Source organism: Pseudomonas sp. MWU12-3088, from assembly GCF_023242405.1.
GTDB classification, from domain to species: domain Bacteria; phylum Pseudomonadota; class Gammaproteobacteria; order Pseudomonadales; family Pseudomonadaceae; genus Aquipseudomonas; species Aquipseudomonas kribbensis.
The window spans coordinates 72,688-87,530 of sequence record NZ_JALJEA010000004.1; the positions used below are offsets into that span (position 1 = coordinate 72,688).

Sequence of the window (14,843 nt, forward strand, 5' to 3'; positions counted from 1 at the left end):
TTTGTGGACGAGAAACAACGTTACGACGACGGCATGCAAGTGCGCCGCGCGGTGCTCGGCGATGCCCATGTCGACCGCAGCCTGACCACGCTGACCGAGTTCAATTCGGAGTTCCAGGAGATGATCACCCGGCACGCCTGGGGCGACATCTGGACCCGTCCGGGCCTGCCGCGCCACACCCGCAGCCTGATCACCATCGCCATGCTGATCGGCATGAACCGCGAGGGTGAACTCAAGTTGCACCTGCGGGCGGCGGCCAACAATGGCGTGAGCCGTGGCGAGATCAAGGAAGTGATCATGCAGAGCGCGATCTACTGCGGGATTCCCGCGGCGAATGCGACGTTTCATCTGGCCGAATCGGTGTGGGATGAGTTGGGTACCGAATCACGCGAGTGATCGCCGAATTCGAGGGATCGCAGCCTGTGGAAGGCTGCGATCCTTTGAGTTTCATATCCTGGCCACAATGAAAATCCGCTTGAACGGAAACAACGTATGCCCGTCGTCCTCCTGCGGATAATGCGCATGCACCCGCATCAGGTAGTGATAGATGAAGCGCGCCTGTTCCTCCGGCGTCAGTCCCTGCATCACCGGCCGCAGCGCCGACACTTTCACCCAGTCATAAACCGGCGACTTGCCGTCGACCACCTGCAATTGCTCGGTTTCCCAGATATCCAGCGACCGGGTCAGCGGTGCGAGCAAACGGTAGTAATCCTCCAGCGACAACAACGGCCGCGCGGCCATGCGCTGGCGCAGTTGCGGGCTGCCCAGCGGTTGGCCACCGGGGCCGGCATCCTCGAGGGTATCGAGCATCAGGCGATACCACAGCGCATCGCGCCAGTCGGGCATATGGGCGGCCAGGCATCCGCCGGGGTTGAGGTGGCGGAGCAATCCTGGCAACAGCGTTTGATGGTCATCGATGAAATGCAGCACGGCAGCGGCGAACAGCAGGTCGGCCGGCTTGCGGGGTTTCCAGTGTTGCAGCTCGGCGTGTTGCCAGCGCGCCTTGATCGGCAGACAGCGGGCGACCTGAAGCATGTCTTGCGAACTGTCGATGCCCTTGAGATCTGCCCGGGGCCAGCGATCTGCCAGAACCTTCGTGGCAATGCCGGTGCCGCAACCAAGGTCGTAGATGCGTTGAGGATTGTGCAGATCGACGCGGCCGAGCAGTTCATCGACCGGTTGTTGCCTGAGACGGGAAAACTGCTGATACGCCCGGGCATCCCAATCGGGAGCCGGTTTGACTCGAGTGATCATGAGGTGGTCCTCCGATGATCGGCAGTGTCTTCCGGTGACAGCCTGGCTCAAGTCCCGGGGGACCAACATCAACAGATAACGGAAGCGGGAAGGGTGGAGCGCCTGAGTCCTTCAGGTGCATCCACTGTACTCAACGATGGGTGACGATCCATGAATCCGGACGGATGGCGCAGCCCGCTAGAGCAGGTTGATCGGGTAGCTGACGATCACCCGGTTCTCGTCGAACTCGTTATTGCTGTAGTCACGGCGCATGGTCGAGTTGCGCCACCGCACATTCAGGTTCTTCAGCGTGCCGCTCTGCACGGTGTAACCCAGTTCCGATTCGCGGCCCCATTCCTTGCCGTCGGTGATGGTGCCGGTGTGCACGTTGTCGCCGCTGAGGTAGCGGTTCATCAGGGTCAGGCCGGGGATACCGAGGGCGGCGAAATTGTAGTCGTGGCGGATTTGCCAGGAGCGTTCCTGAGCGTTGTCATAGCTTGAGTTGTAGCTGTCGTTGGCCAAGGTCCCGCCGCTGGTACCGTTGACCCGCATCCAGTTGCTGTCACCGGTGAGTTTTTGCAGGCCGACGTAGAAGGTGTTGCCGCCGTAGCGCGCGGAGAACAGCCCCGACCAGGTCTTGTTGTCGAGCTTGCCGGCCCGGGCGCTGCCGTCGTCCTTGCCGTAGAAGAAGCCGAGGTTGGCGCCCAGGGTCCAGTCGCCGAGTGGCTGGCTGTGGATCAGGTTGACGTATTGCTGGCTGTAGATGTCCTTGAGCTCGGCGTTCCACAGGCCGATCTGCGTGCGCTTGCCGTTGAACGCGTATTCACCGCCCTGAAAGTTGAAGCGATCCGAAGTGAACGCCGCTTTGCCGAACATCGACATGTCGCTCATGCTGCTGTCGTCGCGCGGGCTGTTGGCGCGGAACTGGCCGCCATACAGGGTCAGGCCGTCGATGTCCTTCGAGGTGATCTGCCCGCCACGAAAGGTCTGCGGCAGCGAGCGACCGTCGTCCGAGCGCAGGATCGGCAGCACCGGCATCCACTCGCCGACCTTGATTTCGGTCTGCGACAGTCTGGCCTTGAACGCCACGTTGGTGCGGCCGAAATTGTCCGCCGGGCGACCGTCATGATCCAGCGGCAACAGTTGCGTGCCCCCCGTGCCTTTGCCGCCATCGAGTTTCACCGAGTACAACCCCAATACGTCCATGCCGAAACCGACCGTTCCCTGAGTGAAACCGGATTTGGCGTCGAGGATGAAGCTCTGCGTCCATTCCTGCGCCATGCCCTGGGCCTTGGTCGGGTTGGTGAAGTTGCGGTTGATGTAGAAGTTGCGCAGGTTCAGGTCAGCCTTGGCACCGTCGATGAAGCCTGCTTCTTCAGCGGTCGCGGGCAGGGCGGTGCCGAGCAGAGCCAGGGCAATCAGGCCGGGGAAGGCGTATGGCGCAGAGGGGTGGGTCATCGCAGGGTCTCTTTTTTATTTTTTTGAAGACGAACGGGATCCGTTGCAGCCGCTTCAGGGGCTGACACGAGGTTGCAACATCGGGAGATTTCGGCTGGTGTCAGCCGGACGGGGCAGGGCGCGGGTACATGGTGTCGAACCTGTTGTTATTGGTTTTGTGGCTCGAATGGTGCGGGGCGTGAGTGGCGCGGTTCAATCGCTGAAAGCGGGTTCCGGGCGATTATCGAACGCAAGATGAGCGGGCAACAAAAAGCCCGCCAGTGGGGCGGGCTTCTTGTGTTCACCGGATGATCAGAACAACTTCATCTTCGGCGCTTCTTCTTTCAGCGGCTCGTTCTGCGCGGTTTGCGCATTCCAGCCGCCACCCAGTGCCTTGTACAGGTTGACCGCACTGGTCAGCTGCGCGAGGCGGTCGGTGATCAGGGCCTGCTGGGCGCTGAACAGCTGACGCTGGGCATCGAGGAAGGTCAGGTTGCTGTCGACGCCGATGCGATAGCGACGCTCGGCCAGACGGTAGTAGTCCTGGTTCGCGGCGACGAAATCACGCTGCGCCTGCAACTGCTCGGTGTAGGTCTGGCGGGCGGCCAGGCCGTCGGCGACTTCCTGGAAGGCCGTTTGAATGGACTTCTCGTAATTCGCCACGCCGATGTCCTTCTGGATCTTGGCGTAGTCGAGGCTGGCGCGCAGGCTGCCGGCGTTGAAGATCGGCAGGTTGATCTGCGGCTGGAACAGCCACGTGCCCGAACCGCCCTTGAACAGGCCGGACAGGTCCGGGCTCAGGCTGCCCGCATTGGCGGTCAGGCTGATGCTCGGGAAGAACGCTGCACGGGCCGCGCCGATGTTGGCGTTGGCGGCCTTCAGGTTGTATTCGGCCTGAAGGATGTCCGGACGACGTTGCAGCAGATCCGACGGCAGACCGGCCGGCACATCGCTGAGCAGGTCATCCGACAGCGGTTTGGCCGCTTGCAGGTTGGCCGGCACGCCGGTGCCGAGCAGCAGGGTCAGGCTGTTTTCGTCCTGGGCCACCTGGCGGGTGTAACGCGCCAGTTGGGCACGGGCGTTCTCGACCGAGGTACGCGACTGCGCCAGGTCCAGCGCCGAGGCCACACCGACTTCGTTGCTGCGGCTGGTCAGCTTGTAGCTTTCCTCGAAGGCACCGAGGGTGTCTTGAGTCAGCTTCAGCAGTTCCTTGTCGGCCTGCCAGGTCAGGTAGGCGTTGGCCACGCTGGCCACCAGGCTGATCTGGGTGCTGCGGCGCGCTTCTTCGGTGGCGAAGTATTGTTGCAGCGCTTGTTCGCTCAGGCTGCGAACCCGACCGAACAGGTCGAGCTCGTAGGCGCTGATGCCGACGGTGGCGGTGTAGGAACTGGTGATGTTCGCTTCACCGGTCTGCGACGCACGGGCCGGAACCCGCTGACGGCTGCCGCTGGCATTGGCGGAAACCGCCGGGAACAGGTCGGCACGCTGGATGCGGTATTGAGCCGCGTAGGCGTCGATGTTCAGCGCCGCGACACGCAGGTCGCGGTTGTTTTCCAGGGCAACCTGGATCAGCTGTTGCAGGGCAGGGTCATGGAAAAACTGCTTCCAGCCCTGCTCGGCAGCGGCCTGCGCCGGTGCCTGGGCCGGCGAGTACGCAGGCCCTTGCGGGAATTGCGCGGCCACCGGTGCTTCAGGCTGCTGATAATCCGGTATCAGCGAGCAACCGCTCAGCACGAAGGCGGCGACTGCGATGGAGAGTAGCGACTTGCTCATTGGCCAGCCTCTTTAGGAGTTTCTTTGGTGTCATCCTCGCCAGCGATTTTGCGCTGACCCATGGACGACACAGTGACGAAGAACAGTGGGACCCAGAAGATCGCCAGGATCGTGGCCGTGATCATACCGCCAATCACCACGGTGCCGATTGCGTGCTGGCTACCCGAGCCTGCCCCGGTGGAAATCGCCAGAGGCACCACGCCGAGGATGAACGCCAGGGACGTCATGATGATCGGACGCAGACGCATGCGGCAAGCTTCGATGGCGGCATCGCGCAGGCTGCTGCCCTGTTCGTGCAGTTCCTTGGCGAATTCGACGATCAGAATGGCGTTTTTCGCCGCCAGACCGATGGTCGTCAACAGACCTACCAGGAAGTACACGTCGTTGGACAGACCGCGCAGGCTGGTCGCCAGCAATGCCCCGATGATCCCCAGCGGTACGACGAGCACGACGGCGATCGGAATCGACCAGCTCTCGTAGAGAGCCGCCAGGCACAGGAACACCATCAACAGCGACAGCGCGAACAGTGCTGGCGCTTGCGAGCCTGCCAGACGTTCTTCATACGACAGACCGGTCCAGGAAATACCGACACCCTTCGGCAGCTTGGCGGCAATCGCCTCGACCTCGGCCATGGCTTCACCGGTGGAGTAGCCAGGCGCAGGGGCGCCGAGGATCTCGATTGCTTCCACACCGTTGTAACGCGACAGCTTCGGCGAACCGTAGATCCACTCGCCCTTGGCAAACGCGGAGAACGGAACCATGGTGCCGGCGGCATTGCGTACGTACCACTTCTTCAGGTCCTCCGGGCTCATACGCGAGTCCGGCTGGCCCTGCACGTACACCTTCTTCACCCGACCGCGGTCGATGAAGTCGTTGACGTAGCTACTGCCCAACGCAATCGACAGGGTGTTGTTGATGTCGGCGATGGTAATGCCCAGGGCACTGGCCTTCTCGTCATCGATTTCCAGCTGGAACTGCGGCTCGTCGTTCAGACCGTTCGGACGCACCTGCGACAGCACCTTGCTCTGCGCCGCCATGCCAAGGAACTGGTTGCGCGCGGCCATCAGCTGATCGTGACCGATACCGGCACGGTCTTGCAGGAACACGTCGAAACCGGTGGCGTTGCCCAGCTCCAGTACCGCTGGCGGAGCGAAGGCAAACACCATCGCATCGCGGAAGGTAAAGAAGTGCTGCTGGGCGCGGGCGGCGAGTTTGAACACGCTGTTGTCGGCGTTCCGTTCGTGCCACGGCTTGAGCATGATGAACGCCATACCCGAGCTCTGGCCACGGCCGGCAAAGTTGAAGCCGGTTACGGTGAACACCGACGCTACGGCATCACCTTCACCGCCATCCTTGGTCGGACGCAGCAGGAACTCGCGCATTTCATCCACGACCACCTGAGTGCGCTGGGCACTGGAACCGGCCGGGGTCTGCACCTGGGCGAACAGTACGCCCTGGTCTTCTTCCGGCAGGAAGGAAGATGGAATACGCAGGAACAGCCAGATCATGCCGACGACGATGATCAGGTAAGCCAACAGGTACGGGGCCTTGTGACGCAGGATGTTGCCAACGCCACGCTCATAGCTTTTGACGCTGCGGTCGAAACCACGGTTGAACCAGCCAAAGAAACCTTTTTTCGGGGTGCCGTGTTCGCCGTGCGGAATCGCCTTGAGCATGGTGGCGCACAGCGCCGGGGTGAAAATCAGCGCAACCAGTACCGACAGCGCCATGGCCGACACGATGGTGATCGAGAACTGCTTGTAGATCACACCGGTGGAGCCGCCGAAAAACGCCATAGGCAGCAGCACCGCCGACAGCACCAGGGCGATACCGACCAGGGCGCCCTGGATTTGCCCCATGGACTTCTTGGTAGCTTCCTTGGGTGACAAGCCTTCTTCGCTCATTACCCGCTCGACGTTTTCCACCACGACGATGGCGTCGTCCACCAGCAAGCCGATGGCCAGCACCATGCCGAACATGGTCAGGGTGTTGATGCTGAAACCGGCGGCCGCGAGGATGCCGAACGTACCGAGCAATACCACCGGCACGGTCATCGTGGTGATGACAGTGGCGCGGAAGTTCTGCAGGAACAGGAACATCACCAGGAACACCAGCACGATCGCTTCGACCAGGGTTTCAACCACACCCTTGATCGACTCGGTCACCACCGGGGTGGTGTCGTACGGGAACACCACTTCCATCCCTTGCGGGAAGAATGGCTTGAGGCTGTCGATGGTGTTGCGCAGCGCTTTTGCAGTGTCGAGGGCGTTGGCGCCGTTGGCCAGTTTCACCGCCAGACCGGAAGCCGGGCTGCCGTTGAACTGGGCACTGATGGCGTAGTTTTCGCCACCGAGGCCGACGTCGGCGACGTCTTTCAAGCGAACCTGCGAGCCGTCCTTGTTGACCTTGAGCAGAATCTCTTTGAACTGCTCGGCGGTCTGCAGGCGGGTCTTGCCGATGATCGTGGCGTTCAGTTGCTGGCCCTGTACGGCTGGCAGGCCGCCGAGCTGACCGGACGAAACCTGGACGTTCTGCGCAGCGATCGCGGTTTTCACGTCGACCGGGGTCAGGTTGAAGTTGTTCAACTTGGCCGGGTCGAGCCAGATGCGCATCGCGTACTGGGCACCGAAGACCTGGAAGTCACCGACACCGGCGGTCCGCGAAATCGGGTCCTGCATGTTCGACACGATGTAGTTGGACAGGTCGTCCTTGCTCATGCTGCCGTCACGCGATACCACGCCGATCACCAGCAGGAAGTTCTTCACTGCCTTGGTCACGCGGATACCCTGTTGCTGCACTTCCTGCGGCAACAGCGGGGTGGCCAGGTTCAGCTTGTTCTGGACCTGGACCTGCGCGGTGTCGGAGTTGGTGCCTTGCTCGAAGGTCGCGGTGATGGTCATGCTGCCGTCGGAGTTACTTTCCGAGGACACATAACGCAGGTTGTCGATACCGTTGAGCTGTTGCTCGATCACCTGCACCACGGTGTCCTGGACCGTCTGTGCCGAAGCACCCGGATAGGTCACGGAGATCGCAATGGCCGGTGGCGCAATGCTCGGGTACTGGTTGATCGGCAGTTTCAGGATCGAAAGTGCCCCGACCAGCATGATCACCAGGGCAATTACCCAGGCGAAAATCGGACGGTCGATGAAAAATTTTGACATGGATTACTCCCCTTTGCCGCCGGCGGCTTTGTCAGCTGCCTGAGCGGGGGCCGGGTTCTTCTTGCCGACATTGGTCGCTTCGGTCGGTTTGACCTCAACACCCGGTTTGACGAATTGCAGCCCTTCGGTGATCAGACGATCGCCGGCTTTCAGACCGTCTTCGATCAGCCACTGGCTGCCGACGGTGCGGCTGGCCTTGAGCTGACGCAGTTCGACCTTGTTGTCCGGGCCGACGACCAGCGCGGTCGGGGTGCCTTTGAGGTCGCGGGTCACGCCTTGCTGCGGTGCGAGGATCGCGGCACTGTTCACACCGGCCTGCAACTGCGCGTGGACGAACATGCCCGGCAACAGGGTGTGATCCGGGTTCGGGAACACGGCGCGCAGGGTCACGGAACCGGTGGTCTGATCGACCGACACTTCGGAGAATTCCAGCTTACCGTCGAGCTTGTACTGGCTGCCGTCTTCCAGGGTCAGCTTGACCGCAGCGGCGTTGTCACCGGCCTTCTGCAGACGGCCGCTTTCCAGTTCACGGCGCAGTTCCAGCAGTTCGACCGAGGACTGCGTCACGTCGACGTAGATCGGGTCCAGTTGCTGGATGGTCGCCATCGCATCGGTCTGGCCGTTGCTGACCAGCGCGCCTTCGGTGACCGAAGAACGACCGATACGCCCGGAGATCGGCGCGTAGACCTTGGTATAGCGCACGTTGATCTGAGCGGTCTGCAACGATGCTTCCGATTGCAGGCGGTTGGCCACGGCGGTGTCGTATTCCTGACGGCTCACGGCCTGCTCGTCGACCAGTTGCTTGTAGCGGTCGGAGATCGACTTGGTCGAACGCAGGTTGGCTTCGGCGCTTTTCAGGGTCGCTTCATAGACCGACGGATCGATCTGATACAGCTGCTGGCCGGCTTTGACATCGCCGCCTTCCTTGAACAGACGTTTGAGAATGATGCCGTTGACCTGCGGACGGACTTCAGCGATGCGGAACGCACTGGTGCGGCCCGGAAGTTCCGACGTCAGGGTAAAGGCTTGTGGTTGCAGGGTGACGACGCCGACCTGAGGAGGTGGTGCGGCGGGAGCCGCCTCTTCCTTTTTACATCCGCTGAGCAGCGATGCCAGGGCGACGGCAGTGACCAGAGCGGTAACAGCTGGCTTGAATTGCATGAAGATCCTCGGGTCAGGCGCGCGAAAAGCGCACAAGAAGTGTGGAAGGGTAAAAAATGGGTGCCGGGTGGATAAGTAGCTTGCTAAGGAATATACTTACGTTCATGGTTGTTTGTAAACACCTTGGCTGCGTACCCAACCGGTTACAAAGGTCGTGGCAAGGTCTGAAATTGTAGGCCGGGGGAGTCGATCCGCGAGAGATCCACCCCTTTTTATTCAGCGGATATTCAGCCATCCCTGAAACATCCTGTTTGAGGTTTTACTGCCATGGTTCGTCGTACCAAAGAGGAAGCTCAGGAAACGCGAAGCCAGATTCTGGAAGCCGCCGAGAAAGCTTTCTATGAAAGGGGTGTGGCCCGTACGACGCTGTCCGACATTGCGAGCCTTGCGGGTGTAACGCGCGGAGCCATCTACTGGCACTTCAGCAACAAGGCCGATCTGTTGCAGGCGATGCTCGATACGCTGAAGGAACCGCTGGATGAACTGGCCAAGGCCAGCGAAAGCGAGGACGAACCCGATCCGCTGGGCTGCATGCGCAAGCTGTTGATTCATTTGTTTCATCAGATTGCGCTGGACCCTAAAACCCGGCGTATCAACGAAATTCTGTTTCATAAGTGCGAATTCACCGATGAAATGTGCGATCTGCGCCAGCAGCGCCGGACCGCCAGCCTCGATTGCAATGTGCATATCGCGCTGACATTGAGTAATGCGGTCAATCGTGGGCAACTGCCGGCGGACCTCGACACCGCCCGCGCTGCCATCAGCATTCACGCCTTTATCGATGGCATCCTGTATCAGTGGCTGCTGGCCCCGGACAGCTTCGAGCTGTACGCCGAAGCCGAGCGCTGGGTCGATACAGGGCTGGACATGCTGCGCTGGAGCCCCAGCCTGCGCAAATGAAACAAAATGCGTAATTGGATCAGGTTATGTCAATGAAGGAGGCGGATGAAGATCCCTGTTCGTTCGCCTCGCCGCAGTGGATTGCTTTTATATACCTCAACCCATCGAGTTGATACGTAGCGAACTACGTATTTTGTAGGGATTTTGTGTCAAACCTGTGAGCGAATCGCGAACCCCGCGCCCAGTAAAAAGCCCCCGGCTCTCACGAGTCGGGGGCTTTTTGCGTTTCTGCGGTGCGACTTACAGCGTCGGGTAGTCGAGGTAACCGACCGCGCCTTTGCCGTAGAAGGTTTCCGGGTGCGGTTGGTTCAGCGGCGCGTCGGCCTTCAAACGGGCCGGCAGGTCCGGGTTGGCAATGAACGGGATGCCGAACGCTACGGCGTCAGCCTTGCCTTCGGCCAGCCAGGCGTTGGCGCTGTCCTTGGTGAAGCGTTCGTTGGCGATGTAGGCGCCGCCGAAGGCTTCTTTCAGTTGAGGGCCGAGGCTGTCGGCGCCTTCTTTTTCGCGGGAGCAGATGAAGGCGATGCCACGCTTGCCCAGTTCGCGGGCAACGTAGGTGAAGGTTTCGGCCAGGTTGTCGTCGCCCATGTCATGGGAGTCGGCGCGTGGTGCCAGGTGTACGCCGACACGGCCGGCGCCCCAGACTTCGATGGCGGCGTCGGTCACTTCCAGCAGCAGGCGGGCACGGTTTTCCAGGGAACCGCCGTAGTTGTCGGTGCGCTGGTTGGTGCTGCTTTGCAGGAACTGGTCGAGCAGGTAGCCGTTGGCGCCGTGGATTTCCACGCCGTCAAAACCGGCGGCCTTGGCGTTTTCCGCACCGACACGGTAGGCGTCGACGATGTCGGCGATTTCAGCGGTTTCCAGGGCGCGTGGCGTCGGGAAGTCGGCCAGTGGGCGAACCAGGCTGACGTGGCCTTCAGGCTGGATGGCGCTTGGGGCGACCGGGGTTTCGCCGTTCAGGTACGACGGGTGGGAAATCCGGCCCACGTGCCACAGTTGCAGGACGATCTTGCCGCCGGCGGCGTGTACGGCCTTTGTCACGTTGGTCCAGCCACGCACCTGATCGTTGGACCAGATGCCCGGGGTGTCCGGGTAACCGACGCCCATCGGGGTCACCGAAGTGGCTTCGCTGAGGATCAGGCCGGCGGAGGCGCGTTGTACGTAGTACTCGGCCATCAGCGCGTTCGGTACGCGGCCTTCGTCGGCGCGGCAGCGGGTCAGCGGCGCCATGATGATGCGGTTGGACAGCTCGAGGTCGCCCAGTTTGATCGGATCGAAAATTGTTGCCATGAGATACAACCCTCGTGAAGTAAGTGAGTGAATCAGTTAGCGGTGGCCAGCTCGGGATTACCGTTCCGGCGGAATGTGATCAGGGTTACCAGCAGGGCCAGGATCGCCAGCGCGGCAGCGGCAAGGGGCACGCTGGTCAGGCCGTAGCCGTGGGCGATGACGCTGCCGCCGACCCAGGCACCCAGGGCGTTGCCGACGTTGAAGGCGCCGATGTTCAGCGTCGACACCAGGTTCGGTGCGGCCTGGCCGTAGGTCACGACGTTCACTTGCAGGGCGGGCACGGCGGCGAAACACGCGGTGGCCCAGAGGAACAGGGTGATTTCGGTGGGGATCAGCGCGACACTGGTCCAGGTCAGGACGGTGGAGGTCACGGCCATGGCGATGAATACGCCGATCAGCGTCGCGGCCAGGCCTTTGTCGGCCATCTTGCCGCCGATGATGTTGCCGACGGTCAGGCCCAGGCCGATCAACATCAGGGTCCAGGTCACGCCACGAGGCGAAACTCCGGTGACATCACCCAGCAGCGGCGCGACATAGGTGAACAGGGTGAATACCGACGCAGCGAACAGTGCAGTCATGCTCAGCGACAGCCAGATCCCGGCGCCCTTGAGCGCGGCGAGTTCGGCGCGCATGTCGAGTTTTTCTTCGTCACGCTTGGCCGGCAGGAAGCGGATCAGGCCGATCAGCGCTATCACACCGATCACCGTCACTGCCCAGAAGGTCGAGCGCCAGCCGGCTTCCTGACCGAGGGCGGTGCCCAGCGGTACGCCCAGCACGTTGGCCAGGGTCAGGCCGGTGAACATCAGGGCCACGGCCGAAGCACGTTTGTTCGGCGCCACCAGATTGGCCGCCACCACCGAGCCGATGCCGAAGAACGCACCGTGGCACAGGGCGGTGACCACTCGGGCGAACATCAGCACCTCGTAGTCAGTGGCGATAGCGCAGAGCAGGTTGCCGATAATGAAGATGCCCATCAACGCCACCAGTGCAGCCTTGCGCGGCAGTTTGGCGGTGGCCATCGCCATGAACGGTGCACCGATGGCCACGCCCAGAGCGTAACCGGTCACCAGCCAGCCGGCGCCGGGGATCGACACGCCGAGATCCGCCGCCACATCGGGCAACAGGCCCATGATGACGAATTCCGTGGTGCCGATGGCGAAGGCGCTCAGGGCGAGTATGAGGAGCGAGAGGGGCATCATTTAGTCCTTTTCGGCTGGCTGACGTTAAGGGTCAGAGCTCTTTACTGAGGGTGCTGAGGAACGCCTGGATCACGTCCTCGTTGCGTTTGAAAAAGTGCCACTGACCGGCCTTCTGGCTGCTGATCAGCCCGGCCCGTTGCAGGGTGGCCAGGTGGGCGGAGACGGTCGATTGCGACAGGCCGCAGCGTTGGTCGATCTGTCCGGCGCAGATGCCGTACTCGTGGTTGTGGATCTGTTCCGGAAACTGGGCTTTCGGGTCTTTCAGCCAGTTGAGGATGTCTCGCCGTACTGGGTGTGCCAGGGCTTTTATTATTTCGTCGAGGTCAATGTTCATGGCTGGTTGCTCGTGATGTGTGTAGCGCTATATCGCGATGAAGCGAACTTTAAATCGGTATTTCGCGATATACCAATATGAATTCGATCTGACGACCGCATAAATCGGTATATCGGGTTATAACGATATGTGAGGTGTAAACAAACTCGGGCGCGGTGCTAAGCTGCGCCCATGAACTATCTCGCACATTTGCACCTCGGTGGCCAGCGCCCCGGTCAACTGCTCGGCAGTCTGTATGGCGATTTCGTCAAAGGGCGGCTGCAAGGGCAGTTCGATCCGGAGATCGAAGCGGCGATTGCCCTGCATCGGCAAATTGATGTGTTCACCGATCGCCATCCGTTGGTGGACGCTTCACTGGCGCGGTTCTCCACGACCCGCCGCCGTTACGCCGGCATCGTTCTCGATGTGTTTTTCGACCATTGCCTGGCCCGCGATTGGGCGTTGTACGCCGACCGGCCGCTGGGGCAGTTCACCACGGACGTTTATCGCGTGCTGTCCAGCGAGCGGCAATTGCCCGAGCGCCTGGCGAAGATCGCCCCGCACATGGTGGCCAATGACTGGTTGGGTTCGTATCAGGAATTCGAAGTGCTGGAACAGGTGCTGCGCGGGATTTCCCGGCGCCTGAGCAAGCCTGAAGAACTGGCGGGGGCGATGCAGGAATTGCGGCGGTTGTATGAACCGCTCAGTGATGACTTTCGCTTGTTCTACCCACAACTGCAGGACTTCGCAGGCCGGCAGTTGTAGGCAGAGGATGACGATCAGGCAGCGATCAGCTCGCCTGTACGACGCGGCTCGGCCGGTTTGGCCACCTCGCCGAACAACGCTTTCTGCACCGCCTGCTGGGCTTCGTACGCCAGCGCCGCGCGTTCCCGACCCTGACAGGCAATCGGCTTGAGCAAGTGAACTTCCACATTGCCGCAGTCGTTGCTGAACAGACGCATCAGGTGCGACAGCAGATCATCGTCACCAATGAACGGTGCCAGCGAATCGATCTCGCCGTCGCGCAGATAACGGATCGCCACCGGTTGCAGCATCACTTCCGAATCAATCGCCGCCGACAGCAGGCGACCATGGAAGGTACGCAGCGAGCGGCCGTCGGTGGTGGTGCCTTCCGGGAACATCAGCAGCGGATGATCGGTTTGCAGGTGACGGGTCATCTGCTTGCGGATCAACTGACTGTCGCCCGAGCCGCGACGGATGAACAGGCTGCCGGCCTTCGCCGCCAGCCAGCCGGCCACCGGCCAGGTGCGCACTTCAGCCTTGGACAGAAACGACAGCGGCGTGAGCATCCCGAGCAATGGAATGTCAGTCCACGACACATGGTTGCTGACCCACAGCATCGGCTGCTTCGGCAACTCGCCATGGACGGTTACGCGAAAGGGCAGGGCATTGCTCAGGCGCGCCATGAAAAAACGCGACCAGCGCTGCCGGCGTTGCATCGAATGAGCCAGCCCCAATCGCTCGAAAACCCCGAAGACACTGGCCATGCTCAAACCCAGTGTCACCACCAGCAGCACCCGCGCGATCCGCGCGTACACCCGCAGCCGGCTCATCACACGGCCGCCTTGAAGTGCTTGGCATAGCGCGGGCAGAGTTCGTCGCGCTTGAGCAGGATGAACACGTCGGCGACCTGGAAGTCTTCGTCCCAGCACGGCTCGCCGCAGATCTTCGCGCCCAGGCGCATGTAGGCCTTGAGCAGCGGTGGCATTTCAGCGATCACGTTCGAAGGAAGATCCAGCGTTGGCAGCGGATTCTTCGGTTCGGCGCGCAGGTGTTCGGTGCACAGATAACGTTCGCGCAGGCGCTGCATGATCGCGTGGGCCTGTACGCCGCCGTCCTGCATCGGGATGCTCGCGCAACCCATCAGGTAGCTGTAGCCACCCTGATTGAGGACTTCGGCCAGTTCGCCCCAGAGTACGGCGATGGTGCCGCCGTTGCGGTAGGCCGGGTCGACGCAGGTGCGGCCGATTTCCAGAATAGGGCCTTGCAGACCGGCGAGGCCGTGCAGGCTGAATTCTTCTTCGCTGTAGAACTTGCCCAGGCTGCTGGCGGCGGTGTGATCGAGCAAGCGGGTGGTCGCCACCAGGCGGCCGGTGTTCAGGTCACGCACGCCGATGTGGCTGCAGTGAACATCATAGTCATCCATGTCCAGACCCAGTTCCGCGCCTTTCAGCTTGGCGTTGAACTCGCCGCTGAACACGTTGAAACGCAAGGCCTGGGCTTGCTGCAAGGCCTCGGCGCCGATCAGGCGTTCGGCTTGCAGGCGGCGTTCATTGCCGGTGTCGCTGATGCGGGCGATCTGAGTCATTTGAATCTCCGTACGGGCCTTTAACCCGTCGTGGGTTACAGCCGATC

Annotated in this window: 13 protein-coding genes; 3 read left to right on the top strand and 10 right to left on the bottom strand. The window is 61.5% G+C overall.

The genetic code is table 11. The features are described 5' to 3' along the window. Window positions 1–3 precede the first annotated feature (3 nt). Complete coding sequence (gene pcaC, locus M5B98_RS11855; protein WP_011332825.1) at window positions 4–396, top strand: 4-carboxymuconolactone decarboxylase; 393 nt, start codon at window positions 4–6, stop codon at window positions 394–396. Window positions 397–447: 51 nt separating this feature from the next. Here the strand turns inward: pcaC and M5B98_RS11860 are convergent, their stop codons facing one another. From M5B98_RS11860 to emhA, 5 genes are all read right to left on the bottom strand, one after another. Beyond that, the gene (locus M5B98_RS11860; protein WP_248742791.1) at window positions 448–1,254 is read right to left on the bottom strand and encodes a methyltransferase domain-containing protein; all 807 of its coding nucleotides are present in this window, start codon (window positions 1,252–1,254) and stop codon (window positions 448–450) included. Between the two features lie 177 nt (window positions 1,255–1,431). Beyond that, the gene (locus M5B98_RS11865) at window positions 1,432–2,691 is read right to left on the bottom strand and encodes an OprD family porin (RefSeq protein WP_248742792.1); all 1,260 of its coding nucleotides are present in this window, start codon (window positions 2,689–2,691) and stop codon (window positions 1,432–1,434) included. Window positions 2,692–2,982: 291 nt separating this feature from the next. Then, window positions 2,983–4,443 carry an efflux RND transporter outer membrane subunit EmhC gene (gene emhC / locus M5B98_RS11870; protein WP_085712977.1) on the bottom strand — a complete coding sequence of 487 codons (1,461 nt, stop codon included), beginning with the start codon at window positions 4,441–4,443 and terminating at the stop codon, window positions 2,983–2,985. Then, the gene (gene emhB, locus M5B98_RS11875) at window positions 4,440–7,604 is read right to left on the bottom strand and encodes an efflux RND transporter permease subunit EmhB (protein WP_134825741.1); all 3,165 of its coding nucleotides are present in this window, start codon (window positions 7,602–7,604) and stop codon (window positions 4,440–4,442) included. The genes emhC and emhB overlap by 4 nt, the downstream gene beginning before the upstream one ends. A gap of 3 nt (window positions 7,605–7,607) precedes the next feature. Next, complete coding sequence (gene emhA / locus M5B98_RS11880; RefSeq protein WP_248742793.1) at window positions 7,608–8,765, bottom strand: efflux RND transporter periplasmic adaptor subunit EmhA; 1,158 nt, start codon at window positions 8,763–8,765, stop codon at window positions 7,608–7,610. A 267-nt stretch (window positions 8,766–9,032) separates the two neighbouring features. On the opposite strand from emhA, the gene emhR reads away from it, so the two are divergent. Next, on the top strand, window positions 9,033–9,665 hold the full coding sequence (gene emhR, locus M5B98_RS11885) for an efflux system transcriptional repressor EmhR (RefSeq protein WP_248742794.1): 633 nt from the start codon (window positions 9,033–9,035) through the stop codon (window positions 9,663–9,665). Window positions 9,666–9,905: 240 nt separating this feature from the next. Here the strand turns inward: emhR and M5B98_RS11890 are convergent, their stop codons facing one another. The 3 genes from M5B98_RS11890 to M5B98_RS11900 are packed head-to-tail and all read right to left on the bottom strand — an operon-like array spanning window position 9,906 to window position 12,488. After that, entirely contained in the window at window positions 9,906–10,955 is a 1,050-nt protein-coding gene (locus tag M5B98_RS11890; protein ID WP_248742795.1) for an alkene reductase, read from the bottom strand. A 32-nt stretch (window positions 10,956–10,987) separates the two neighbouring features. Then, window positions 10,988–12,151: an MFS transporter gene (locus tag M5B98_RS11895; protein ID WP_085712982.1), complete on the bottom strand. Its 1,164-nt coding sequence runs from the start codon at window positions 12,149–12,151 to the stop codon at window positions 10,988–10,990. Between the two features lie 34 nt (window positions 12,152–12,185). Continuing rightward, window positions 12,186–12,488 carry an ArsR/SmtB family transcription factor gene (locus tag M5B98_RS11900; RefSeq protein ID WP_007957866.1) on the bottom strand — a complete coding sequence of 101 codons (303 nt, stop codon included), beginning with the start codon at window positions 12,486–12,488 and terminating at the stop codon, window positions 12,186–12,188. A gap of 171 nt (window positions 12,489–12,659) precedes the next feature. Between M5B98_RS11900 and M5B98_RS11905 the strand changes: the two genes are divergently transcribed. Next, window positions 12,660–13,232: an ACP phosphodiesterase gene (locus M5B98_RS11905; protein WP_248742796.1), complete on the top strand. Its 573-nt coding sequence runs from the start codon at window positions 12,660–12,662 to the stop codon at window positions 13,230–13,232. A 14-nt stretch (window positions 13,233–13,246) separates the two neighbouring features. On the opposite strand, the gene M5B98_RS11910 is transcribed toward M5B98_RS11905, so the two are convergent. Both M5B98_RS11910 and olsB read right to left on the bottom strand, forming a co-directional pair. Further along, complete coding sequence (locus M5B98_RS11910) at window positions 13,247–14,041, bottom strand: lysophospholipid acyltransferase family protein (RefSeq protein WP_248742797.1); 795 nt, start codon at window positions 14,039–14,041, stop codon at window positions 13,247–13,249. Further along, a complete protein-coding gene (olsB, locus tag M5B98_RS11915; RefSeq protein ID WP_085712985.1) occupies window positions 14,041–14,796 on the bottom strand; it encodes an L-ornithine N(alpha)-acyltransferase in 756 nt (251 codons plus the stop codon). The genes M5B98_RS11910 and olsB overlap by 1 nt, the downstream gene beginning before the upstream one ends. Window positions 14,797–14,843: the final 47 nt, after the last annotated feature.